Source organism: Mesorhizobium sp. M2A.F.Ca.ET.043.02.1.1, from assembly GCF_003952405.1.
In the GTDB taxonomy this organism is placed as follows: Bacteria; Pseudomonadota; Alphaproteobacteria; order Rhizobiales; family Rhizobiaceae; genus Mesorhizobium.
Genome location: NZ_CP034445.1, coordinates 6234717 through 6256758, shown reverse-complemented (window position 1 = coordinate 6256758; position 22042 = coordinate 6234717). Strand labels below are relative to the sequence as shown.

General features: G+C 65.0%; 21 protein-coding genes and 1 pseudogene. 16 read left to right on the top strand and 6 right to left on the bottom strand.

Going from position 1 to position 22042, the window contains the following annotated elements:
* Positions 1 to 20: 20 nt before the first annotated feature.
* Complete coding sequence (locus EJ068_RS30115) at positions 21 to 1034, top strand: YeiH family protein (RefSeq protein WP_245463502.1); 1014 nt, start codon at positions 21 to 23, stop codon at positions 1032 to 1034.
* A 1-nt stretch (position 1035) separates the two neighbouring features.
* Here EJ068_RS30115 and EJ068_RS30110 read toward each other — a convergent pair whose 3' ends face one another.
* Positions 1036 to 1725, bottom strand: a complete 690-nt coding sequence (locus EJ068_RS30110) for a TetR family transcriptional regulator (RefSeq protein ID WP_127253222.1) — start codon at positions 1723 to 1725, stop codon at positions 1036 to 1038.
* Positions 1726 to 1809: 84 nt separating this feature from the next.
* Between EJ068_RS30110 and EJ068_RS30105 the strand changes: the two genes are divergently transcribed.
* On the top strand, positions 1810 to 2940 hold the full coding sequence (locus EJ068_RS30105; protein WP_129554961.1) for an NAD(P)/FAD-dependent oxidoreductase: 1131 nt from the start codon (positions 1810 to 1812) through the stop codon (positions 2938 to 2940).
* A 45-nt stretch (positions 2941 to 2985) separates the two neighbouring features.
* Here EJ068_RS30105 and EJ068_RS30100 read toward each other — a convergent pair whose 3' ends face one another.
* From EJ068_RS30100 to EJ068_RS30090, 3 genes are read right to left on the bottom strand one after another with little or no spacing between them, the layout of a single operon-like run.
* The gene (locus EJ068_RS30100) at positions 2986 to 3483 is read right to left on the bottom strand and encodes a GAF domain-containing protein (protein ID WP_126083061.1); all 498 of its coding nucleotides are present in this window, start codon (positions 3481 to 3483) and stop codon (positions 2986 to 2988) included.
* 52 nt (positions 3484 to 3535) lie between these two features.
* Complete coding sequence (locus EJ068_RS30095) at positions 3536 to 4075, bottom strand: GNAT family N-acetyltransferase (RefSeq protein ID WP_126083062.1); 540 nt, start codon at positions 4073 to 4075, stop codon at positions 3536 to 3538.
* Positions 4072 to 4380 carry a DUF1778 domain-containing protein gene (locus EJ068_RS30090; protein WP_126083063.1) on the bottom strand — a complete coding sequence of 103 codons (309 nt, stop codon included), beginning with the start codon at positions 4378 to 4380 and terminating at the stop codon, positions 4072 to 4074. The genes EJ068_RS30095 and EJ068_RS30090 overlap by 4 nt, the downstream gene beginning before the upstream one ends.
* A 183-nt stretch (positions 4381 to 4563) precedes the next feature.
* On the opposite strand from EJ068_RS30090, the gene EJ068_RS30085 reads away from it, so the two are divergent.
* The 7 genes and pseudogenes from EJ068_RS30085 to EJ068_RS30055 all read left to right on the top strand — a co-directional run bounded on the left by EJ068_RS30085 (position 4564) and on the right by EJ068_RS30055 (position 13064).
* On the top strand, positions 4564 to 4992 hold the full coding sequence (locus tag EJ068_RS30085; RefSeq protein ID WP_126083064.1) for an NUDIX domain-containing protein: 429 nt from the start codon (positions 4564 to 4566) through the stop codon (positions 4990 to 4992).
* A pseudogene (locus tag EJ068_RS30080) lies at positions 4989 to 5967 on the top strand (GlxA family transcriptional regulator). Before EJ068_RS30085 ends, EJ068_RS30080 begins: the two are co-directional and overlap by 4 nt.
* 296 nt (positions 5968 to 6263) lie before the next feature.
* Complete coding sequence (locus EJ068_RS30075) at positions 6264 to 7562, top strand: Xaa-Pro peptidase family protein (RefSeq protein WP_127249957.1); 1299 nt, start codon at positions 6264 to 6266, stop codon at positions 7560 to 7562.
* 25 nt (positions 7563 to 7587) lie between these two features.
* Positions 7588 to 8265 carry an isochorismatase family protein gene (locus EJ068_RS30070; protein WP_127249958.1) on the top strand — a complete coding sequence of 226 codons (678 nt, stop codon included), beginning with the start codon at positions 7588 to 7590 and terminating at the stop codon, positions 8263 to 8265.
* A 5-nt stretch (positions 8266 to 8270) separates the two neighbouring features.
* Positions 8271 to 9239: an alpha/beta hydrolase gene (locus tag EJ068_RS30065; protein ID WP_127249959.1), complete on the top strand. Its 969-nt coding sequence runs from the start codon at positions 8271 to 8273 to the stop codon at positions 9237 to 9239.
* A gap of 361 nt (positions 9240 to 9600) precedes the next feature.
* Positions 9601 to 11241 (top strand): ABC transporter substrate-binding protein, encoded by a 1641-nt coding sequence (locus EJ068_RS30060; RefSeq protein WP_129554960.1) that lies wholly within the window; start codon positions 9601 to 9603, stop codon positions 11239 to 11241.
* A gap of 137 nt (positions 11242 to 11378) precedes the next feature.
* Positions 11379 to 13064 carry a hypothetical protein gene (locus EJ068_RS30055; RefSeq protein WP_129554959.1) on the top strand — a complete coding sequence of 562 codons (1686 nt, stop codon included), beginning with the start codon at positions 11379 to 11381 and terminating at the stop codon, positions 13062 to 13064.
* 30 nt (positions 13065 to 13094) lie between these two features.
* On the opposite strand, the gene EJ068_RS30050 is transcribed toward EJ068_RS30055, so the two are convergent.
* On the bottom strand, positions 13095 to 13961 hold the full coding sequence (locus EJ068_RS30050) for a hypothetical protein (protein WP_245463286.1): 867 nt from the start codon (positions 13959 to 13961) through the stop codon (positions 13095 to 13097).
* 25 nt (positions 13962 to 13986) lie between these two features.
* Between EJ068_RS30050 and EJ068_RS30045 the strand changes: the two genes are divergently transcribed.
* Genes EJ068_RS30045 through EJ068_RS30020 form a run of 6 tightly spaced genes read left to right on the top strand, consistent with a single transcriptional unit; the run spans position 13987 to position 19985 of the window.
* A complete protein-coding gene (locus tag EJ068_RS30045) occupies positions 13987 to 14652 on the top strand; it encodes a DUF4129 domain-containing protein (protein WP_245463285.1) in 666 nt (221 codons plus the stop codon).
* Positions 14649 to 15863, top strand: coding sequence for a DUF4350 domain-containing protein (locus EJ068_RS30040; protein ID WP_127249962.1), 1215 nt, complete (start codon positions 14649 to 14651; stop codon positions 15861 to 15863). The genes EJ068_RS30045 and EJ068_RS30040 overlap by 4 nt, the downstream gene beginning before the upstream one ends.
* Entirely contained in the window at positions 15850 to 16806 is a 957-nt protein-coding gene (locus EJ068_RS30035; RefSeq protein WP_127249963.1) for a MoxR family ATPase, read from the top strand. The genes EJ068_RS30040 and EJ068_RS30035 overlap by 14 nt, the downstream gene beginning before the upstream one ends.
* Positions 16803 to 18107: a DUF58 domain-containing protein gene (locus EJ068_RS30030; RefSeq protein WP_127249964.1), complete on the top strand. Its 1305-nt coding sequence runs from the start codon at positions 16803 to 16805 to the stop codon at positions 18105 to 18107. Before EJ068_RS30035 ends, EJ068_RS30030 begins: the two co-directional genes overlap by 4 nt.
* Positions 18104 to 19120, top strand: coding sequence for a stage II sporulation protein M (locus EJ068_RS30025; protein WP_127249965.1), 1017 nt, complete (start codon positions 18104 to 18106; stop codon positions 19118 to 19120). The genes EJ068_RS30030 and EJ068_RS30025 overlap by 4 nt, the downstream gene beginning before the upstream one ends.
* The gene (locus EJ068_RS30020) at positions 19107 to 19985 is read left to right on the top strand and encodes an RDD family protein (protein ID WP_128315299.1); all 879 of its coding nucleotides are present in this window, start codon (positions 19107 to 19109) and stop codon (positions 19983 to 19985) included. Before EJ068_RS30025 ends, EJ068_RS30020 begins: the two co-directional genes overlap by 14 nt.
* 15 nt (positions 19986 to 20000) lie before the next feature.
* Here EJ068_RS30020 and EJ068_RS30015 read toward each other — a convergent pair whose 3' ends face one another.
* Complete coding sequence (locus tag EJ068_RS30015) at positions 20001 to 20687, bottom strand: D-lyxose/D-mannose family sugar isomerase (protein ID WP_127249967.1); 687 nt, start codon at positions 20685 to 20687, stop codon at positions 20001 to 20003.
* Between the two features lie 210 nt (positions 20688 to 20897).
* Between EJ068_RS30015 and EJ068_RS30010 the strand changes: the two genes are divergently transcribed.
* Positions 20898 to 21956, top strand: coding sequence for a D-TA family PLP-dependent enzyme (locus EJ068_RS30010; RefSeq protein WP_127249968.1), 1059 nt, complete (start codon positions 20898 to 20900; stop codon positions 21954 to 21956).
* Positions 21957 to 22042 lie beyond the last annotated feature (86 nt).

The window sequence follows — 22042 nt, the reverse complement described above, 5'->3', positions numbered from 1 at the left end:
CGAACGATCTTCCAGATTACCTGAACCCGACAGCCGCCGGGCGTAGGCACCCTGCCCTGGCCGCGATCTCGGCCGGCATCATGCCGGGACTAGTGTTGGTGGCGATGATCACCAGCGTCGCCTATTCGGCGCGCGGCTTCTCCGGCCTGTTCAGCCCGATGATCCTCGCTGTCGTCGTCGGCATGATCTTTTCCAACATGCTCGGCGTGCCCGCACACGCCAAGGCCGGCATTGCGTTTTCACAAAAGCGCCTGTTGCGCTTCGCCATCGTGCTGCTCGGCTTCCAGCTCACGCTCGGCCAGGTGGCGGGCATCGGCCTCGGCGGCGTCGGCATCGTCGCGGCCACGCTCGGCGCCACCTTCCTGTTCACCGTCACGCTTGGACGGCTGATCGGCGTCGACCGGAAGCTCGCGCAACTCATCGCCGCCGGCACCTCGATCTGCGGCGCCTCGGCGATCGTCGCCACCAACATCGTCACCGACGCGCGCGATGAGGACGTCACCTATGCGGTCGCCGCCATCACGCTGTTCGGCACCATCGCCATGCTCGGCTTCCCGCTGCTGGCGCCGGTCTTCGGCCTCGACCAGCACGCTTTCGGCCTGTGGGCGGGCGCCTCGATCCACGAGGTGGCGCAGGTGATCGGCGCCGGCTTCCAGAACGGCACTCTCGCCGGCGAGACCGCGACCGTCGCCAAGCTCACTCGCGTCGCCATGCTGGCGCCGATGGTGATCGCGCTCGGCCTGATGGCGCGCCGCGGCAGCTCCGACGCTTCCGGCGCCAAGCCGCCGATGCCCTGGTTCGTCGCGGCCTTCGTCGCGGTGGTGGCGCTGAACAGCCTGGTCGCGATCCCGGCGCAGATCCATTCGGCGACTGCCTTGGCCACGCAGATCATGCTGACCATGGGCCTCGCCGCCATGGGCCTGCAGGCCGATATTTCGGAGCTGCGTTCGCGCGGCCTGCGGCCGCTGATGCTGGCCTTCTCGGCCTTCCTCTTCATTGCGGGCTTCAGCCTGGTGCTGGTGAGGTTCGTCTGACCTACTGGGAAACCCGGCGGAGCGTTCCGATACCGGCCAGGATGAGGTCCACGCCGGCGAGGAATTGCTCGCGGTCGTCGTGCTCGTGAAACCGCGCGGCAGTGCGAAGCAGGAACGGATAGCCGGCGGGGTCCGACCTCGTCCATCGCTCGACGACGGTCGACAGGAATGCTTCCCGATCGGTGCCAGGCGGCAAAGGACGGGCGTTGGCGGCGTTCTGCGCGTTTTGGCCAGCGGCGCCAAGGATGTAGTGGACCAGCGCGGACGCCGCGTCGAACAGCGCTCGGTCCAGAACACCGAGCGCGTCGAGATGACTGCCGATGCTTTCGAATATCCGCCCCACTGCCGGCTGCCACGGCGCCCGCGAAAGCTGGGCGCCCGCCCAGGGATGCGCGTCGATCGCATCGAACAGCCCCAGCGCAACTGCCCGAATCGCCTCCCGTGGTTCCGCTTCTTGAACCGCCTCGCTCATGACACGGTCGATGACCTCCTCGGTCGCCGCGGCGAGCAGTTCGTCCTTGTCCTTGACGTGCCAGTAGATCGCCCCGCTTCCCGTCGCCAGGCGTGCCGCGAGCGCACGGAAAGTCAGCCCGCTCTCGCCGCCTGAATCCAGGATCTCGATCGCGGCCCCGATGATCCGCTCCTTCGAAAGCGCATCGGTGCGCCGCTCAACCCGTCCACTCCTTGCCATGCCGCAGCTTGACATGAATGGAACGACGTTCCAAATGCTATTTATGGAACATCGTTCCAATCTCTCGTCGAAAAGGATCAGACGATGACTGAGGTAACAATCGTGGGCGCGGGTCTTGGCGGCCTCACCCTGGCGCGCGTGCTTCATATCCACGGCATAGCTGTAACGGTCTATGAAGCGGAGGCTTCGGCATCGGCGCGCACGCAAGGCGGGCAGATCGACATCCACGAGCATAATGGACAGATCGCGCTCGAAGCCGCTGGCCTCACCGAAGCCTTCCACGCCATCATCCACCAAGGCGGCGCGGCTAGCCGCGTGCTCGACCGGCACGGCACGGTGCTGCTTGAGGAAGCGGACGATGGCGGCCGACCCGAAGTGCTGCGCGGCGATCTGCGGCGCATTCTGATAGACTCGCTGCCCGCCGACAGCATCCGCTGGGGAAAGAAGCTTGCCGGCGTCGCCGCTCTGGGTGGCGGCCGGCACGAACTGACCTTCACCGACGGATCGGCTGTCGAAACCGGGCTTCTCGTGGGGGCTGACGGCGCATGGTCGAAGGTGCGGCCGCTACTGTCGGACGCAACGCCACGTTATGTCGGCGCAACGTTCATCGAGACGTATCTATATGATGTTGACGATCGACACCCCGCCGCCGCCGAAGTGGTCGGCTTGGGCACAATGTTTGCGGCTGCCCCGGGAAATGCGATCGCCGCGCATCGAGAAGCGGGAGGCGTCCTCCACACCTATGTTCAATTGAGCCGGCCCGCGGGATGGTTCGCACGCATCGACTTCACCGATGCCGACGCCGCCAGAACCCGGATCGCCGCCGAGTTTGAAGGCTGGGCGCCAGCGCTCACCACGCTGATCACCGACGGCGAAACCGCGCCGGTTCCGCGCATGATCTACACGCTGCCCGATGAACACCGCTGGGGTCGCGTCGCAGGCGTGACACTGCTCGGCGATGCCGCGCACCTCATGCCACCGTCCGGCGAGGGCGCCAACCTGGCAATGTTCGACGGCGCCGAGCTCGGCAAGGCGATTGCCGCGAACCCGTACGACATCGAGAAGGCACTTGCCGACTATGAGAATCCGATGTTTGCCCGCGCCGCCGCCGAAGCCCCGGACGCGCGCCAGGTGCTGGAGCTTTGCCTCGGCGAACGCGCGCCGTTCTCACTGGTGGACTTCTTCAACGACGTCGCGCAGGAAAAGCACGCGTGATCCTGACGGCCCTTCGAACGCTCCAATCGCAGCGAGCCTGTGCCCTCAGTCCTCGAACTCGCACGCCGCTACATAGATAGCGGCCAGTTTCTCGATACCGGCCTGGTCCTCCTTGTCGAAGCGACCCGGCAGCGGGCTGTCGAGGTCGAGCACGCCGAACGCGCCATCGGCGTCGCGCAACAGCACCACCAGCTCGGAGCGCGAATCGGCATCGCAGGCGATGTGGCCGGGGAATTCGTTGACGTCCTTGACCAGCATCGACATGTCGAGCTCAATGGCCTTGCCGCAGACGCCCTTGCCGACGGCAATGCGCACGCAGGCCGGCTTGCCCTGGAAAGGCCCGAGCACCAGCTCGTCATCGGAGGCGAGGAAATAGAAGCCGGCCCAGTTGAGGTCGGGCACCATCTGGTAGATCAGCGCCGCCGTGTTGGCGGCATTGGCGACGGAATCGCCCTCGCCTTCCAGCAACGCTTTCAATTGCGCGGCCAACTCCTTATAGAAGGCCGGCTTGTCCTTGGCGTCGATGGCGGTTGCCGCGAACATCGTATTGTCTCTCCGTTGCAAGCCGAGTGCTCGGCCTACAGATTGCTGTGCATCAAGATAAGTCCTGAACGGTTTTGACCGGCAGGAACAACCGCAATTCGTTGGACGGCAATGCGGTGAAACCATGATCGAGATAGAGCTTCTTTCTGCGCGCCACCTTGGCTGGGTCGCCGCAATCCAGCACGTCCAGCATGACAACGGCAATTCCGATCTGCTCAGCAACCCTCGCTATGCGCACCAGTGCGTCGAGCAGAAGGTCGCCGCCATATCCATTGCCTGCGAATCGCAGGTCAACACCCATCATGGACAGATAGGCCGCAGGGATGCTCCCATGTCCCGGCCGGGTTCTCGCGTATTTGTGCGGCAGCTCGCTATAATCCACCGAGTGCGAATTGATGGCGTAAAAGCCGATCAGGTCTCCGGCCGGACTGACCATCACGAAGACCCGAAGATTGTCGGCTTTGGATAGCTTGTTGGCGGTCCTTTTGAAGAAATTGTCGACCTGATCTACGCCACAGGAAAAAGCCGTTCGATCGTGCTTTTCAGGATCGAACGGCTCTATGACGTTGGCGACTTCGGGCTGCCGCGTCACTTGGAAATGACGGTTTTGACATAGCGCGCAAACGACGCCCGCAGCCGATCCGTCGGCTGCGGCGGATTTTCGAGGGCCGCAAAGAAGGCAGCATGGTCGACAGGCCGCAGAGCGGTGCGCTCATGAGCCTCAATCGTTTCCATGGCGGCCTTGTATGCGGCATTCATTGTGAAAACCGAGTCGTCGACACCGGCAAGAGCTGCGGCTTGCTGAATGGCTTTCTTGATGCGCGGCTTTGTGCGGAAGTTCATCCGCTCGCTGCTGCGCTCCTCGATCTCTCGAATTTCATCATGGAAAGTTTCCATGTCCTTGCTCCTTCGCGCGCCTTATGTACGTCGCATCGGCGTACAGGTCAAGAAAATTGCATAAGAGCAAGCTGCGGCGGTTGCCGCAAACTTCCTGGTCGTTTCTCCGTTGCAAGGGCGCGCACGTGCCCGATACAGTCCGGCCTCTCTGCCACCAAAACCGCCGCCGGGAAACAGCCTGTCGTGACCTCCAGCCATTCCGGAACAGTGACGACCAGGACAATCCGCATCGCCGCCGCGGTGATCCGCGACGAAGGCGGCAGGCTGCTGCTGGTGCGCAAGCGCGGCACAAAAGCCTTCATGCAGGCCGGCGGCAAGATCGAGCCGGGTGAGTTGCCGGCCGCAGCCCTGGCGCGCGAATTGCGCGAGGAACTGGGCATCGTCGTCGATCCGGGCGCTGCCTCGCATCTCGGTTTGTTTTCGGCGCCTGCCGCGAACGAGCCAGATGCCCGTGTCGAGGCCGAGCTGTTCGAGCTTTCCATCACAGACGAGCCGATCCCCGCGGCGGAGATCGACGAAATGATCTGGCTTAACCCGGCTCTGGCGAGCGGCATGGAACTGGCGCCGCTGACCGCCGATATCGTCCTGCCGCGCTACGGCCGCCAACCATGAATTCACGCAACGTGGAAAAACAGGCGGTGGGCGGAGCGCCTCTCACCTTCGCGGTGCTGGTCTTTCCCGGCTTTCCGATGATGGCGTTTTCGTCCGTTATCGAGCCGCTGCGCGCCGCCAACATTCTTGCCAAGCGCGACTGCTACCGCTGGGTCATCGTCGGCGCCGATCCGGGCACCGTCGAAGCCTCCAATGGCGTCGTCATCCAGCCCCGGCTTTTGCGCGGCGGACGCGCCGAAGGTCGACCGCATCGTGGTGTGCTCCGGTGGCGATGCCGACCATGTCGTGGCCGATGAAGCGATGAGCTGGATCCGCAAGAGCCTGCGCAGCGGCGCTCATATCGGCGCTGTCGCGGACGCCGCCTTCTTCCTCGCCCGCGCCGGGCTGCTCGACGGCCATGCCTGCACCTTGCACTGGACCAGCCAGCCCGCCTTCACCGAAGCGTTTCCGGATATCGAGCTTCGGCGCGAGCTCTTCGTCATCGACCGCAAGCGTTTCACCTCGGCCGGCGGCGTCGGCAGCCTCGACATGATGCTGGAGATCATCACGCGCGACTGTGGCGCCGAGCTCGCGGCGGGTGTCGCTGAATGGTTCGTGCACAGTCCACTGCGCTCCAGCGTCGACCGCAAGCTGATGCCGCTCAGGCTGCGCACCGGGGTGCAGAACGAGCTGGTTCTATCGGCCATCGCCATCATGGAAGACGCGGTGGAGGAGCGGCTCGGCATGGCGGAACTTGCGGAGCGGCTCGGTGTGTCGCCCGACAAGCTCGAGCGCAATTTCCGCGCCGAGCTGGATATCTCTCCTAACGGCTATTACCGGCGGCTCAGGCTGAAGCGGGCGGCCGACCTTTTGGCGCATTCGACACTGATGGTGCGCGATGTGGCGCTGGCCTGCGGCTTTGCTTCGATGTCGAGTTTTGCGAGGGCCTTTCGCGAGGAGCATGGGCACGCGCCGAAGGCGATGCGGAGGCATTAGGGTGCAGTGCGCGCTGGCGCGATGAGACGCTGGCGGGACAGCGCCACCTCTGGCCTGCCGGCCATCTCCCCACTTGGGAGGAGATTGGCAGCCTCGGCGCCGCGCCCTTGTTGCAACTTCGGCAATTGGCGAAGCCCTGCGCGACATCTGATCTCTCCGCTCGTGGGGGAGATGTCCGGCAGGACAGAGGGGGCGCGAAGGATCGCTACACTGCGGCATCCGGCACAACAATCGCGGAATGCCGCACAAGCTCAAAACCCTGGCCGGCTATGGTCTCCGCAACAGGAGACCTTCTGATGAGCATCGTCGTATTCGATCCCGACAGCACCGAGGATGTGGACTTCAAGGAGCGCATGCGCCACCCCGCAGCGGCCGATCCTGCCGGCGGCATGTGGCTGTCCGATACCGAACCGTCCTTCATCGATGCGGACGCACTGCGTAAGGGACGCCTTACCAAGCTGCGCGCATGGATGCGCAAGGCGGGTTATGGCGGCGTCGTGCTGTTCGATCCTTACAACCAGCGCTACGCCACCGGCTCGCGCAACATGTTCGGCTATTTCCTGCGCAATTCGACCCGCTACTTCTTCATTCCGACCGAAGGGCCGATTGTGCTCTTCGAATATCCGCAGAGCTACCATGTCTCGATGGTGCTCGACACGATCGACGAGGCGCGGCCCTCGAAACTGGTCTGGTCATCGGTCTCCGGCCGCGACGACGAAACCGCCGGCCCCTTCGCCGACGAGATAACCGAGCTTCTGAAAAAGCATGGCGGCGGCTCGATAAAGCTGGGGCTCGACCGCTGCAGCCACCTGCAGGCGCTGGCGCTGGAAAAGCGCGGCTGCGAGGTGAAGGACTGCCAGGGCGAGATCCTCGCGGTGCGCGCGGTGAAGACGCCAGAGGAAGTGAAGTGCCTGCAAGCATCGATGGCCGGCGCCGAAGCCGCGGTTGCTGCGGTGCGCGAGGCGATCAAGCCCGGCGTTTCCGAAAACGAGCTCTTCGCCATCATGTATCACGAGGTGATCCGTCAGGGCGGCGAGTTCATCGAGACTCGGCTGCTGACCTCCGGGCAGCGCACCAATCCGTGGTTCAACGAAGCGAGCGGCCGCAAGATCAGGCCGGGCGAACTGGTCGCGCTCGATACCGACACGATCGGCTGCTACGGCTACTACTCCGACTTCTCGCGTACCTTTCGCTGCGGCCCGGGCAAGCCGACGCCCTACCAGAAGTCGCTCTACCGCATGGCGCACGACCAGGTGCAGCACAATATCGGCATCGTGAAGCCCGGCATGGCTTTTCGCGAGATTGCCGAGAAGGCGTGGAAAATCCCCGACCGTTTCGTCGACCAGCGCTACACATCGGTCATGCACGGCGTCGGCATGCATGGCGAGACGCCTTTCATCGCCCACTCGATGGACTACGAGACCTATGGCCGCGACGGCATCATCGTGCCGGGCATGGTGGTGAGCGTGGAAAGTTATATCGGCGAGAAAGGCGGCCGCGAGGGCGTCAAGCTCGAGGACGAGATTCTCATCACCGAGACCGGGACCGAGCTGCTCTCGCGGTTTCCTTATGAAGACGAATTTCTTGACAAGTAGCGCCCACATACCGACAGCACATTGCATGAAAACGCCCATTTCCATCCGGCGCGGCACGGTGGCCGCGGTGTTCATCGATCTCCAGGAGGAGCATCGCAAGGACGAGCGCTATCTGGTCGAGGGGTTTGCCGACATCCTCGCCAATGTGCAGCGCCTGCAGGAGGCGGCGCGGCGCAATTTCGTGCCGCTTTACCACTGGGCCTATATCGTCGACCTCGCGGCGGCGCGGCCGTTCCACCCTGTGGACCAAAGCGGCAAGTCGGCCTTTTCCGACAAGGACGATCCGCTGACCGCGATCTGCCATGAAGTGGCCCCGCGGAACGGCGAGGCCATGCTGGTCAAGCAGGAGGCAAGCGCCTTCGGCAGGAACGATTTCGGCGACAAGCTCAAGGCGGCGGGCATCGAATGGCTGGTGATTGCCGGCGTCTGGACCGAGGCCTGCATCGACGCCACGGTGAAGGATGCGGTAGCGCGCGGCTTTCGCGTGCTTTTGGCCAAGGATGCCTGCGGCAGCGCCAGTGCCGCCATGCACCAGACCGGCATCCTCAGCCTCGCCAACCGGCTCTATGGCGGCGCCGTCACCAACACGCTCGACGCCTGCCGGCTGATGGCCGGCGACACGGTGAATGTGTGGCAGGTCGAGGGTTCGGTGCCGCTGCGCTTCACCTTTGAGAACGCGGCGCAGCTCTACGCCGAGCTTTGACGGCTGTGGGAGGCGACCCAACCGATCCGACAGGGCGCGGTAAATATGCCGACCGGATCGATCCGGAGCTTTGGGAATACATCGACAAGGTCAACAGTTGGTACCCGCCGGAGATCGTTGCGGCACCGATCGCCGAGCAGCGCGCGGTCTATGACCGGATGTGCGTGGCGTTTCACCAGGGCCGTCCCGAGGGTGTGACCACCAGTGACGGCATGGTCGCTACCGCGGCGCATGCGATCCCGGTCCGCCGCTATCGGATGGAGGGTAAGCCGGCGGCGATTGTCGTCTATTATCACGGCGGCGGGTTCGTGCTCGGCGACCTCGACAGCCATGACGACATCTGCGCGGAAGTCTGCGTCGGCACGGGATTCGAGGTGGTATCGGCCGACTACCGGCTGGCGCCGGAGCATCTGCATCCGGCTTCCTCCAACGACGCGCTGGCCGTGTTCGAATGGGTCGCCGCGACCAGCGCGCTGCCGATCGTGCTTTGCGGCGAGAGCGCCGGCGGCAATCTCGCCGCTGCGGTGGCGCAGGCGGCGCGGCGGCATGTGCGGCGCGCCGTCGGCCAAGTGCTGATCTATCCTGGCCTTGGCGGCGACGAGACCGGGCGCTCCTATGTCGAGCACGCCGAGGCGCCGCTGCTGACGCTCGCCGACATCGAGTTCTACCGGCGCCTCCGGTCCGCGCCCGGGCAGTCACCCGACGACCCAACGTTCTCGCCGCTCACGGATCGTGACTTTTCCAGACTCCCGCCGACAGTGATCGTCACTGCCGAGTGCGACCCGCTGTCGTCGGACGGAGAAGCCTATCGCGACCGGAGTGTTGCCGCTGGCGGACAAGCGTGGTGGCGCGAGGAGAAGCGGCTGGTACATAGTTTTTTTCGGGCACGCGCGACTGTGCCGCGCGCGGCGGAGGCGTTTGGGCGGATTGTTGCGGATATCGGCGCGCTCGGACGGGGCGAGTGGCCGTATTGAACGGCGCTCCCCCTCACCAGCCTCCGCTTCGCTCGGCTGACCTCTCCCCAAGGGGAGAGGAGCCTGTCAGCGCCGGCGCGAACCTCTTCTCCCCTCGGGGAGAAGGTGGCCGCGAAGCGGCCGGATGAGGGGGCGACGCCGTCTGAGTCAACTTAGCCTGCGGAACAGCGCACAAGAACTGCGGAAAACCAAACATTTGGCCGCGGAAAGCGGACCTATCATTCCCTCGCAGGCAACGGCGCCCCGGCGGTCGCATCCGCCCCCGCGCCTGGCGATCCCGGGGCGACCGTTGGCTCGTGCACGTCATTGCAAATCAGAACCGCCACGCGGGCAACGTGCGCCAACAACAGAGGGAACGACGATGAAATTCATGCTGACCGACAGGAAACTGCACCCGCGCGCGGAGCCCACCGCCGATGACTTCAAGAAAGGCGCGATCAGCCGGCGCGAATATCTGGCCTTGATGGCCGGTTTCGGCGTCAGCGCCGCCGGCGCGATGGCGCTGGGCGGGATCGCCCCCTCGCCTGCCCGCGCCGCCGAGCCGAAAAAGGGCGGCGTGCTGCGCGTCGCGATGAACGTCAAGGGGTTCAAGGATCCGCGCACCTTCGACGGCGTCGAGATGTCGAATGTCGCGCGCCAGTGCAACGAATATCTGGTGCGCTGGAACACCGACTTTTCCTTCGAGCCCTGGCTCTTGGAAAGCTGGGAGACCAGCGATGATGCCAAGACGATCACTCTTCACGTGCGAAAGGGCATCACCTGGTCGAATGGCGACACATTCAACGCCGACGATGTGATCCACAATCTCAACCGCTGGTGCGATGCGTCGGTCGCCGGCAATTCGGTCGCCGCGCGCATGGGCGCGCTGGTCAATGCCGACACCAAGAAGCCGGTCGATGGCGGCATCCAGAAGGTCGACGACTACACCGTCAAGCTCAACCTGCCCAAGCCCGACATCTCGCTGATCGCCGGCATGGCCGACTATCCTGCGCTGATCATGCACCGCTCCTACGAGGGCGAGGCCGACCCGAAGAAGGCGCTGGCGATCACCACCGGCCCCTGCGAGCTGGTGAGCTGGGATGCCGAGACCGGCGCGGAAGTAAAGCGCAAGGACAAACCCTGGTGGAAGGGCGAGTTCCATCTCGACGGCATCAAATGGGTCGATTACGGCTCCGACCCCAACGCCATGCTGTCGGCCTTCGAATCCGGCGAGATCGACACCGACCACGAAACCGCATCGGACGCCGTCTCGCACACCGACAAGATGGGCCTGCAGAATTCCGAGATCGCCACCGGCTCGACCATCGTCGCGCGCTTCAATGTCTCCAACGCGCCCTATGACGACGTCAAGCTGCGCCGCGCCGCCCAGCTTGCCGTGGACAATGCGGCCGTGCTGAAGCTCGGCCTCGACGGGCGCGGCAAGCCCGCCGACAACCACCATGTCGGCCCCATGCATCCGGAATTCGCCGATATCGGCCCGGCCAAACGCGACGTCGACCAGGCGAAGAAGCTGATGTCGGAATCGGGCAAGGCCGACCACGAATATGAGCTGATCTCGGTCGACATCGAATGGCAAAAGAGCACCGCGGATGCGATCGCGGCGCAAATCCGCGAGGCGGGCTTCAAGATCAAGCGCACAGTGCTGCCGGCCGCGACCTTCTGGAACGACTGGAGCAAGTTCCCCTATTCCTGCACTGAATGGCTCGGCCGCCCGCTCGGCGTCCAGGTGCTGGCCTTGGCCTATAAATCGGGTGCGGCCTGGAACGAAAGCGCCTATGCGAACAAGGAGTTCGACGAGCTTCTCGACAAGGCGCTTGCGACGCCGGACGCCACGGCACGCAAGGAGATCATGGCCAAGATCGAGGCCAATCTGCGCGACTCAGGCATCATCATCCAGCCCTACTGGCGCTCAGTCTACCGCACCTATCGCAAGGGCGTGCAGGGCTGCGAACAGCACCAGGCGCTCGAGCAGCATTTCGAAAAGGTGTGGCTGGAGAGCTGAACCTCCGGGGCCGAAACAGCCGGCATGGCTCGGTTGGGTCGCGCCGGTCGTTTGTCATTTGCCAATCAGCCGCCTTTCGGCACAGATTGCGCGCTCGGTCGGCTTTCGCCGGCGCGAAATACGAGAAGCAGCAAGGCATGGATCACTTCGACCTCGGCACCTGTCGCCGCCCCATTTCCACCTCCTCGGACGAGACGCAGCGCTGGTTCGATATCGGGCTGAACTGGTGCTACGGCTTCAACCACGAGGAAGGCATCAAATGCTTCGAGAAGGCGCTGGAGCGCGATCCCGGCTGCGCCTTCGCGCATTGGGGCATCGCCTATGCCGCCGGGCCCTTCTACAATCTTACCTGGAAAGAGCATGGCAAGGCCGAGGCCGATCATGCCGCCAGGCGCTGTTTCGAGCATGTGCGGCTGGCGCAGGCCAATGCAGCGAGCGCGAGCCCGGTCGAGCGGCGGCTGATCGAAGCGCTCAGCGCCCGCTTCCAGCAGCCGCAGGGCGTGAGCGTCGCCGAATTCGAAAAGTGGGACGACGCCTATGCCGCCGCGATGCGTGAGGTTTATCGCGACTATCCCGACGACCATGACGTGATGGCGCTGACCGTCGAGGCTCTGATGATGCGCACGGTGCGGCGCCTGTGGAACCTCAAGACCGGCGCGCCGGCGCCGAATTCCGATGTTATCGAGGCGCTTGAGATTTGCGAGCGCTCGATCCGGCTGTCGGACCAGACAGGCGCGGCGCCGCACCCGGCGGCCCTGCATCTGCATATCCACCTGCTTGAAATGTCGACGCAGCCCGAACGCGGCATGCGCTCGGCGGAGCGGCTGGGCGCGATGTGCCCGGATGCCGGCCATATGAACCATATGCCGGGGCACATTTACGTGCTGTGCGGCGAATATGAGAAGTCCAAGATTGCCAGCGAGAAGGGGGTGCGCGCCAACGACCTCTACCTCGCCTATGCCCGCGAGCCGACCTATTACCTGCTTGGCTGCTGCCACGACCTGCATCTGATGATGTTCACCTGCATGTTGCTTGGCCAGTACCGCCCTGCCCTGTGGGCGGCCGACAAGGTGCGCAGCCTAGTGACGCGCGACGTCGTCAGCATCCCCGACCGGCCGAAGCTGACGCAGACGGTCGAAGGCTATCACGCGATGAAATCGCATGTTCAGGTGCGCTTCGGGCGCTGGCGCGAGATCATCGACGATCCGATGAATAGCGAGCCCGGCCTCTATGTGGTGACCACCGCGCTCCAGCACTACGCCAAGGGCGTGGCGCATGCGACGCTGCGCGACTTCGCCTCCGCCGAACATCATCGCGATTTGTTTAACCGGCAAATCGAAAACATTCCGCCGGAGCGCCGCTTCCTCAGCAACCCTACAAAAACCTCGCTCGCAGTGGGCGCGGCGCTGCTTGACGGCGAGCTCACCTATCATCAGGGCAGGCACGACGAGGCCTATGGTCATCTGCGGCGCGCGGTCGAGCTTGACGACAATCTGTCCTACACCGAGCCGTGGGCCTGGATGCATCCGCCGCGCCACGCGCTGGCGGCGCTGCTGCTGGATCAAGGCCACGCGACGGAGGCGGAACAGGTCTATCGCGACGATCTTGGCTTGAGCGGCGCCGTGCAGCGCTGCGCCCAGCACCCGGACAATGTCTGGGCGCTGCACGGACTGGTCGAATGCCTCAAGCGGCGCGGCGAGAAAGACGAGTTGCCGGGGCTGCAGGCGAAGCTGGCGACGGCGCTTGTGAAGGCGGACGTGCCGATCACGTCATCGTGCCTGTGCCGGACGAGCGTGCAGGCGGACTGTTGCTGTTGTCACTAGGCGGCTGTCGCTCCTCGACGGTGCCGGCCGCTACGAGAAAATCTCCGCCAGTTCGTCGATGCTTGCGCCTTCCTTCGCCTGACGCAGCTCGACGTAGCTCACCGCGGTGGCGATCGAGAGCACCATCGACACCACGGTCTGCACCAGCGCGGCGCCGATCTCGGCGATGAGGCCGCCGAACAGCACGAGAACGAGCAAAATTCCCCACTGGATGATCATCGCGATGATGATGAGAATGAGGAACAGGCCGAACAGCGACCAGCGGCTGCCCTTGGTCAGGGCGCGGCTGCGCGACATCGAGCCGAACACGCCCCGCCGTTCCTGGATCAGGACGGGCACCGACATCGACCAGCCAAGCCACAGAATGATGCCGGGCACGATCAGCAGCATCAGGCCAATGCCCGCGCCGAGAGCGACAAGAATGCCGATCGCCAGCGTCGGCAGCAGAAAGCGGATCGCAATCTGGATGCAGTCGCCGAAGGACGGCCGCTTGCCGTTGAGGTCCTCGATGGTCGCCCGCACCAGCGCCGATTGCAGCAGAAGCGTGCACACAAATGAAATCAGACCGGCGATGATGGTGATGTAGGAATTGCGAAATGCCGCGCTCGGATCAGGCATGGCACCAGGATCCCTTTGCAGAATCGCGTCGATCTGAGGCTGGGTCACCATCCGGATCACCAATGTCGGCAGGCCGGCGAACAGCGCCGCCAGCCCCACGCAAAGCCCGATGTTTCGGCCAATGACTGCGAAGGTATTGCTGAATACCCTGCCGATCTCGAACCTGCCGGGTTGTCCCAATGTCGCAGTGGTCATGATAATTTCCCCCGAGTCATCGCCGCCTCCAATCGGTGACTTCAAAGTAAATTTGCCAAGATTGCGGGGCTGCGTCCAGTGCACTTGCAATTGTCATGGCGTATTGCCAGTGTCGGCCCTGAACCGCGGGTTGCAGGGGAAAGGGCGGGTGACAGCCGCAGGGACGGAAGACGCGGAACGGCTGGCACAGTTGCACATGCAGCTGCTGGCGGACGATTCGATCCAGTTCGGGCTGCCGACCTATGTGCGGCCCGAGCCGCCGCAGTGGCTGAAGCCGCTGCTGGATGGCCTGGCCAAGCTCGGCCCCTACATGATCTATCTGTTCTGGGGCGCGGTGATCCTCGGCGTCGCGATTATCGCTTTTCTGCTCGTCCTTGAAGCCAAAGGCGTCGCCTGGCGCCTGTCCTGGCGGCGCAAGCGCCAGGAGACCGAGGAGAAGGAGGAATGGCGTCCGGACGCTGAAGTCGCCCAGGTCCTGCTCTCCGAGGCCGATGCGCTCGCCGCCCGCGGCGAGTTTGACGAGGCGGTGCATCTTCTGCTGCGCCGCAGCGTCGCCGACATCGCGACCCACATACCGGACTTCCTGCGACCGTCGCTCACCGCGCGCGACATCGCGGCCGCCAGCTCGATCCCCAGCCGGCCCCGCGCCGCCTTCAGCGAGATCGCCCGCATCGTCGAAGCCGCGCTGTTTGCCCGGCGGCCCGTCGGCGCCGAAGGGTGGCAGCAGGCGCGCGGCGCCTATGAGCGCTTCGCCTTCCGGGACGCCTGGGCATGAGCGTGGCAACGACGGAAGCAGCGCAGGAGCCGTTCAGCCGCAAGACGTTGTTCTGGGGCATTTTCGCCAGTCTTCTGGCCGCTGCAGGCTTCTTCCTCCTGTCCACCTATGCGCCCGATTTCCGCCAGCCTGAAGGCGGCGCCACGCCGTTTTCGAAAGGCGGCACCGGTTATGCCGGGCTTGTCGAATGGCTGAAGCTCACCACTAGACAGGCGCCGCCGATGGAGCGCGGCGAGAAGGACCTGGAGTCGCCGCTGGCTTCCACCTTCCTGCTCGTCGTCACCATCGCGCCGGGCAGCGACCCGGCCGCGCTCGATCACCTCATCAAGCTGCGCTCAGGCAAGGACACGCTGTTCGTGTTGCCGAAATGGCAGACCATGCCATTGCTGGGCCGTGACGGTTGGGAAACGAAAATCGAACGGCTGCCGAACTCGGTCGTCAACGACTGGCTCGGCCGCATCGCCAAGGCGAAGCTCGGCGAAGGCAAGCCGAAGGTCGACACGATCGATGTCCAAGGCCGCAAGATCGCCGTGCCGGACGAACTGCAATGGGTGGCGGACGATCACCCGCTGATCGCGGCCGGTGACGGCAAAGCCATCCTCACCGAACTCGACAACGAACCCTTCTACATCCTCACCGATCCCGATTTCATCAACAATGCCGGGCTGAAGGGCGAGCAGACGGCGGCCGCAGCGCTCGACATGATCGCCATGCTGGAGCCCGCCAAGGGCGCGGTCATGTTCGACCTGACGCTGCACGGCATCGGCCAGAAATACGATCTCGCCAAGCTCCTGGTCGAACCGCCCTTCCTGGCTTTGACGCTTTCGGTGCTGGTGGCGGCGGCCCTTGCCTTCCTGCACGGGCTCGGCCGCTTCGGGCCGCCAAGGGCGGAAAGCCGCGCCATCGCCTTCGGCAAGCGGGCGCTGGTCGACACCACGGCGACGCTGCTCAGGCGCGCCGGGCGGTTGCAGGGCCTCGGCGACCGCTATGCAACGCTGGTGCGGCAGCGCGCCGGCGCGCTGCTTGGCGCGCCGCACGGGCTGCAGGGCGAGGCGCTCGACCGCTGGCTCGATTCCCGCGACAAAAGCGAGGCGCACGGCTTCACCCGGCGCTTCCAGGCCGCGAACGAATCCAACAATTTGGCAGCAATGCATGAAGCAGCCGAACAGCTGCATGACTGGACGGCAAGGAGGCTCGGTGAACGTCGATGAAGTGAAGGCCTTGGCGAACGCGATCAGGGAAGAAGTGGCGAAAGCGATCACCGGCCAGCACGACACGGTCGACCTGATGCTGACGGCGCTGTTTGCCGGCGGGCATATCCTGCTCGAAGGCCCGCCGGGCACCGCCAAGACCATGACGGCGCGCTGCTTCGCGCAGGCGCTGGGCGTCGCCTATGGCCGCATCCAGTTCACGCCCGACCTGATGCCCGGCGACATCGTCGGCGCCAACATCTACAATTTCCAGACCGGGCAGTTCACGCTGACGCGCGGTCCGATCTTCTGCGATCTGCTGCTCGCCGACGAAATCAACCGCACGCCGCCGAAGACGCAGGCCGCCCTGCTCGAGGCCATGCAGGAACACGCCGTCACCTTCGACGGCACGACGCATTCGCTCGGGCAGAATTTCATGGTGGTGGCAACGCAGAACCCGATCGAGCATCAGGGCGTCTATCCGCTGCCCGAGGCTCAGCTCGACCGCTTCCTGTTCAAGCATCGGGTGAGCTATCCGGACCTTGCGGAAGAGCGCGCCATCATCGTCAACCACGGCGGCGGCTCGGCCTCGCACGATATCGGGCAATACGGCATCAGGGCGCAGACCGACCGCAGGACGCTGGAAGCGGCGCTTGCCACCGTCGGCGACGTCACGCTGGTCGGCGATGTCGTCGGCTATATCGCGGCGCTGGTGCGCGGCACGCGCGAAAGCCCTGACCTGGAGGTGGGCGCCAGCCCTCGCGCGGGCGCCATGCTGGCGAGAGCCGCGCGCGCCAGGGCGGCGCTCGACGGCCGCAACTATGTCATCCCCGACGACGTCAAGGCTCTGGCCGTGCCGGCGCTGCGCCACCGCGTCGTGCTGTCGCCGGCCGCTCAGATCGACGGGCGGCTTGTCGAGCAGATCGTCTCCGACCTCGTCGACCATACGGAAGCGCCGCGTTGATCTATCCGAGCGGGCGAGCGGTCTGGGCAGCGGCGGCGGGGGCGATCCCCGCCTTCCTGATCGCGCTCGCGCTGCCTTCTATGTGGTATCTCGGCCTGCTGTGGATCTGCGTCCTGCTTGCCTTCCTGGCGGTGGACGCGGCCGCGGGCAGAGGCCGCGCCTCGCTTGATGCCACGCTGACGGCGCCGCCGCAGGTCGGCATCGGCGGGCGCTTCACATTGCACATCGCGGCCGGTGTCGGGGCAAAGTTGCGGCGCCTGCAGGCGCGCATCGGGCATGACCAGCGGGTTCAGCCGGTCGCCGGCACAGGCGGCGCGCTGCCGGCCAATGGCGGCACGCTCGACCTCGAATTCGAGGCCATCCGCCGCGGCATCGCCAGCTTCGACCGGCTCTGGCTGCGCTGGCAGGGCCCGTTCGGGCTGGTGTGGAACCAGGTCATATTGCCGGTCGACCGCAAGGTCGCGGTACTGCCTAATGTCACCAGCGCGCGCGACGAGGCAATCACGCTCTTGCAGCGTTCGGCCCTTGCCGACGGCCATACCCAGAAGCGCGCTGGACAGGGCCGCGAATTCGAGGCGCTGAAAGACTACCAGCCCGGCATGGGCCGGCGCATGATCGACTGGAAGCGCAGCGCCCGCCACGGCAGGCTTCTGGCGCGCGAGTTCCGGATCGAGGAGAACAACAACATCGTTCTGGCCATCGACAGCGGCCGGCTGATGTGCGAGCCGGTCGACGGCGTGCCGAAGGTCGACCGGGCGGTGACGGCGGCCCTCCTGTCGGCCTTCATCGCGCTCAAAGGCGGCGATCTCGTCAGCCTGTTCTCCTTCGACGCCAAGCCGCGCGTTTCGAGCGGCGCGGTGCGGGGCTCGCCGAGCTTCACCATGATCCAGAAGCGCGCCGCCGAGATCGACTATTCGACCGAGGAAACCAATTTCACCCTGGCGCTGACCACGCTATCGGCGAAGCTCGACCGGCGCTCGCTGGTCATCGTCTTCACCGATTTCGTCGACCCGATCAGCGCCGAATTGATGCTGCGCACCGTCGGCCGGCTGACCGAGCGGCATCTGGTGCTGTTCATGCTGATGAAGGATATCGAACTCGAAACGCTGGCCGACATGGCGCCGGCGGCGCCTGAGGATGTCGCCCGCGCTGTCACCGCCGGCGACCTCTTGCGGCAGCGGCAAGTGGTGATCGGCAGGCTCAGGCTGCTCGGCGCGCATGTCATCGAGGCCGACCATCAGCGGCTCGGCCCGGCGCTGGTCGAGCGCTATATCCAGCTCAAGGAGGAGAACCTTCTATGACGCTGTCGGCCGGCACCGATGCAGTGCGCCAGTCGCTGGCAAGCTTCCGCCAGGAGCGCGAGGCCGACTGGAAAGCCTTCGAGGCGCTGCTGGCGCGCGTCGAGAAGCGCGCGCCACGCGCGCTGTCGGAAGACGAGCTGCTCTCGCTGCCCCTGCTTTACCGCTCGGCGCTGTCCTCGCTTTCGGTGGCGCGCGCGACCTCGCTCGACAGCGCCCTGATCGCCTATCTCGAGGCGCTCTGCCTGCGCGGCTATTTCTACCTCTACGGCGCGCGGCGCTCCTTGAGGACGCGCGTCGGCGATTTTTTCCTGCACGACTGGCCGGCGGCGATCCGCGACCTGTGGCGCGAAGTGTGGGCGTCGGTCGCCCTCACGGTGATCGGCGCGATCGCCGGCTATTGGCTGGTCGCCTCCGACAAGCGCTGGTACGACGCCATCATCGCGCCGAGCCTGGCGGGCGGGCGCAACCCGGATTCGTCGGCCGAGGTCTTGCGCAGCTTGCTTTACGGCGGCGGCGACCATTTCCTGTCCGGCTTTGCCGCCTATCTCTTCACGCACAACACGCAGGTGTCGATCCTGGCCTTCGCGCTTGGCTTCGCCTTTGCCGTGCCGAGCGTGCTGATCATCCTGATGAATGGCTGCATGCTCGGCGCCATTTTCCAGATCTATGCCGCCAAGGGCCTGGGCTTCGAGCTCGGCGGCTGGCTTTCGATCCATGGCACGACGGAACTGTTCGCCATCGCCATCGCGGGCGCGGCCGGGATGCGCATCGGCACCAGCATCGCCTTTCCCGGCGAGCTCACCCGTATGGCCGCCGCGGCGCGAGCCGGACGCGTGGCGGCGACCGCCATGATCGGCGTCACGGTGATGCTGCTTTTCGCTGGATTGCTGGAAGGCATCGGCCGGCAGACGATCACCAGCGACGTTATCCGCTATTCGATCGGCGGCGGCATGCTCGCCTTATGGATCTGTTATTTCTACCTGTTCCGGATGGTGCGGCATGGCGACCGCTAGGACAGCAAAGATCAAGAATCCAGCGGCGTTGATCCGCCCGCTTGTCACGCCGGAGGGCGTCGACCTGCGCGTGAAACTGGCGGATGCCGGCACCCGGGCATCCGGTTTCCTGCTCGACGTGGTGATCATCGTCGTGGCGGCGGTCGTGGTCAGCCTCGTCGCGCTGTTTGGCCTTGGCGGGCTTGGCGTGCAGGATGCCGAGCCGCTGTTCATCGTCTGGATCATCTTCATCTTCTTCCTGCGCAACGTCTATTTCATCGCCTTCGAAACGGGACGGCGGGCAGCCACCCCGGGCAAGCGCATGGTCGGCGTGAGAGTCGCGTCGCGCAGCGGCGCCGGCCTCACGCTGGACCAGGTCATCGCGCGCAACCTGATGCGCGAGATCGAGGTGTTCCTGCCGCTGTCGATCCTCGCCGCGCGCGCCAGCGCCGATGTCGCCGACACGCTGTCGACCATTTTCGGTCTGGTCTGGGCGCTGCTGTTCTCGCTGTTCCCGCTGTTCAACCGCGACCGGCTGAGGATCGGCGACCTGCTCGCCGGCACCTGGGTGGTCGAGGCGCCGAAAGTGGCGCTGGTTGAGGACCTGTCGCTGCGCAAGGACCCGGTTGCCGCCCGCTTCCAGTTCAGCCCCGCGCAACTCGACGCCTATGGCATCGCCGAGCTGCAGAAGCTGGAAGAAGTGCTGCGCCGCGACGATCATTCGGCGCTCAAGGCGGTGGCGGAGACCATAGCCCGCAAGATCGGCGCCAGGTTCGAGCCGATCGATTCAAAGGCTTTCCTCACCGCCTATTACGGCGAGCTGCGCGCGCATCTGGAACGCAAGCTGCTGCTTGGGAACCGCAAGGCGGATAAGTATGCGCGGTAGCGAAGCCTCCCTCGCCTACCCCACCCACTTCTCGTAATCCGACACCAGAAGGTGCAGCGGCGCGACGTCCTCGTCGATGTTGGAGAAGCGGCCGATCGGGTCGCGGAAAACGTTGTCGGTGAGGTCATCATTGACGGTCGAGACCTCGCCGATCAGCACGTCCTTGCCCTCGGCCCAGAAGGCGTGCCAGACGCCGGGCAAAAGTGTGACGCTCTGGCCGGGATCGAGCTTCAGGAGCCCGCCGGCCGGCAATCTGGTGATGGTGCCGTCGACCGGCACTGACACTTCGGCCTTCGGGTCGATGCCGCCGTCGCGGTCGTGCATGAAGAGCTCCAGCACCAGCTTGCCGCCGCCGCGGTTGATGATGTCTTCGGCCTTGATGTTGTGGCGGTGCATCGGCGAGAGCTGGTCCTTGCGCGAGATCATAATCTTCTCCGCATAGAGCATGCCCATGCCGAGCTTCATGTCCTCGTAGCGGCCGTTGCGCACGGTGAACAGGAACAGGCCAAGCTCGTCGAACTTCTCCTGGCCGTAGTCGGTGATGTCCCAGCCGAGGCGTGAGGTTAAGATGGCGGAAGAGTCGGCCTTGTGCGCCTTCATCTCTTCCGGCGACCAATAGGCGAAGGGCGGCATGATATAGCCGAAGGAGCGGATGAAGGCGTCGGCTTCGCGGATGATGTCGTTGATCTTGGAGCGCTTCATGGTGGTTGTCCTCCGGCCGATGCCTTGCTGAAATCTGCCCATCCGAATAGCCCAATGCCGGTCGGCTGTCGACGCAAACCCGCTGTTCTGGCCCCGTGACATCCAGCCGGATCGGGACCATAAACCCAGCCGGACTTTTCGATTTTGCGCATGTCTTTATCCCGAAACCGGATCCCGCTCTCGGGAGACATGCTTTGAATGGTGACTTTCATGCCAAGCATAGACGACCTCGACACGCCGGCGATCCTGATCGATGCGGCCCGCGCCGAAGCCAACATCAAAAAGGCGCAGGCGCATGCCGACGCCCATGGATTGAAGCTGCGGCCGCACATCAAGACGCACAAGCTACCCTACTGGGCGAAGAAGCAGGTGGCGGCCGGCGCCGTCGGCATCACCTGCCAGAAGATCGGCGAGGCCGAAGTGATGGCCGATGCGGGGCTCGAGGATATTTTCCTGCCCTACAACATCCTTGGCCGCGCCAAGCTGGAGCGGCTGAAGGCGCTGCATGGGCGCGTCACGCTCTCGGTGACGGCGGACAGCCATGAGACGCTGGAGGGGCTGGCCGCCACCTTCACCGATACCGGCCATCCGCTGCAGGTGCTGGTCGAGTGCGACACCGGCATGGGCCGCTGTGGCGTGCAGACCCCGGCCGATGCGGTGGCGCTGGCGAAGGTGATCGACCAGGCCAAGGGCCTCGCCTTCGGCGGGCTGATGACCTATCCGGCGGCCGGCGGCGCGGCGCAAGCCGAGGCCTGGCTGAAAAGCGCGCACGACGCGCTTGCCGCGGCGGGGCTCGAATGCGTGCGCGTCTCCAGCGGCGGCACGCCGGATATGTGGCGCTCCGGCGAGAACAGCATCGTCACCGAATACCGGCCCGGCACCTACATCTACCTCGACCGCTACCAGGTCGCCAAAGGCGTCGGCACGCTGGACGACTGCGCGCTGACGGTGCTTGCCACCGTCGTCAGCCACCCGACGCCGACCCGCACCATCCTTGACAGCGGCAGCAAGGCGCTGTCTTCCGATACGCTCGGCCTGCCGGATTTCGGCGAGCTGCTCGGCATGCCGGGCGCCCGCGTAACGGGTTTGAGCGAAGAGCACGGCACCGTCACGCTTGCCCATGGCGCCGCCTTGGGCATCGGTGAGCGGGTGCGCGTCGTGCCCGATCATTGCTGCGTGGTGACGAATTTGTTCGACCAGGTGCATCTGATCGACGGCGACAAGGTACTGGAAACGCTGCCGGTGGCGGCGCGAGGGAAGATGGGCTGAGCGCTTTTCCTTCTCCCTTGTGGGAGAAGGTGTCGCCGAAGGCGACGGATGAGGGGTGCTCCAGGTAATGCCAGCGTCTCACTCCG

Excerpts from the sequence above, each read along its gene's own strand:
- EJ068_RS30110 (WP_127253222.1), bottom strand. The coding sequence starts at position 1,725 with ATGGCAAGGAGTGGACGGGTTGAGCGGCGCACCGATGCGCTTTCGAAG.
- EJ068_RS30105 (WP_129554961.1), top strand. The coding sequence starts at position 1,810 with ATGACTGAGGTAACAATCGTGGGCGCGGGTCTTGGCGGCCTCACCCTG.
- EJ068_RS30100 (WP_126083061.1), bottom strand. The coding sequence starts at position 3,483 with ATGTTCGCGGCAACCGCCATCGACGCCAAGGACAAGCCGGCCTTCTAT.
- EJ068_RS30090 (WP_126083063.1), bottom strand. The coding sequence starts at position 4,380 with ATGGAAACTTTCCATGATGAAATTCGAGAGATCGAGGAGCGCAGCAGC.
- EJ068_RS30075 (WP_127249957.1), top strand. The coding sequence starts at position 6,264 with ATGAGCATCGTCGTATTCGATCCCGACAGCACCGAGGATGTGGACTTC.
- EJ068_RS30070 (WP_127249958.1), top strand. The coding sequence starts at position 7,588 with ATGAAAACGCCCATTTCCATCCGGCGCGGCACGGTGGCCGCGGTGTTC.
- EJ068_RS30060 (WP_129554960.1), top strand. The coding sequence starts at position 9,601 with ATGAAATTCATGCTGACCGACAGGAAACTGCACCCGCGCGCGGAGCCC.
- EJ068_RS30055 (WP_129554959.1), top strand. The coding sequence starts at position 11,379 with ATGGATCACTTCGACCTCGGCACCTGTCGCCGCCCCATTTCCACCTCC.
- EJ068_RS30040 (WP_127249962.1), top strand. The coding sequence starts at position 14,649 with ATGAGCGTGGCAACGACGGAAGCAGCGCAGGAGCCGTTCAGCCGCAAG.
- EJ068_RS30025 (WP_127249965.1), top strand. The coding sequence starts at position 18,104 with ATGACGCTGTCGGCCGGCACCGATGCAGTGCGCCAGTCGCTGGCAAGC.
- EJ068_RS30020 (WP_128315299.1), top strand. The coding sequence starts at position 19,107 with ATGGCGACCGCTAGGACAGCAAAGATCAAGAATCCAGCGGCGTTGATC.
- EJ068_RS30015 (WP_127249967.1), bottom strand. The coding sequence starts at position 20,687 with ATGAAGCGCTCCAAGATCAACGACATCATCCGCGAAGCCGACGCCTTC.
- EJ068_RS30010 (WP_127249968.1), top strand. The coding sequence starts at position 20,898 with ATGCCAAGCATAGACGACCTCGACACGCCGGCGATCCTGATCGATGCG.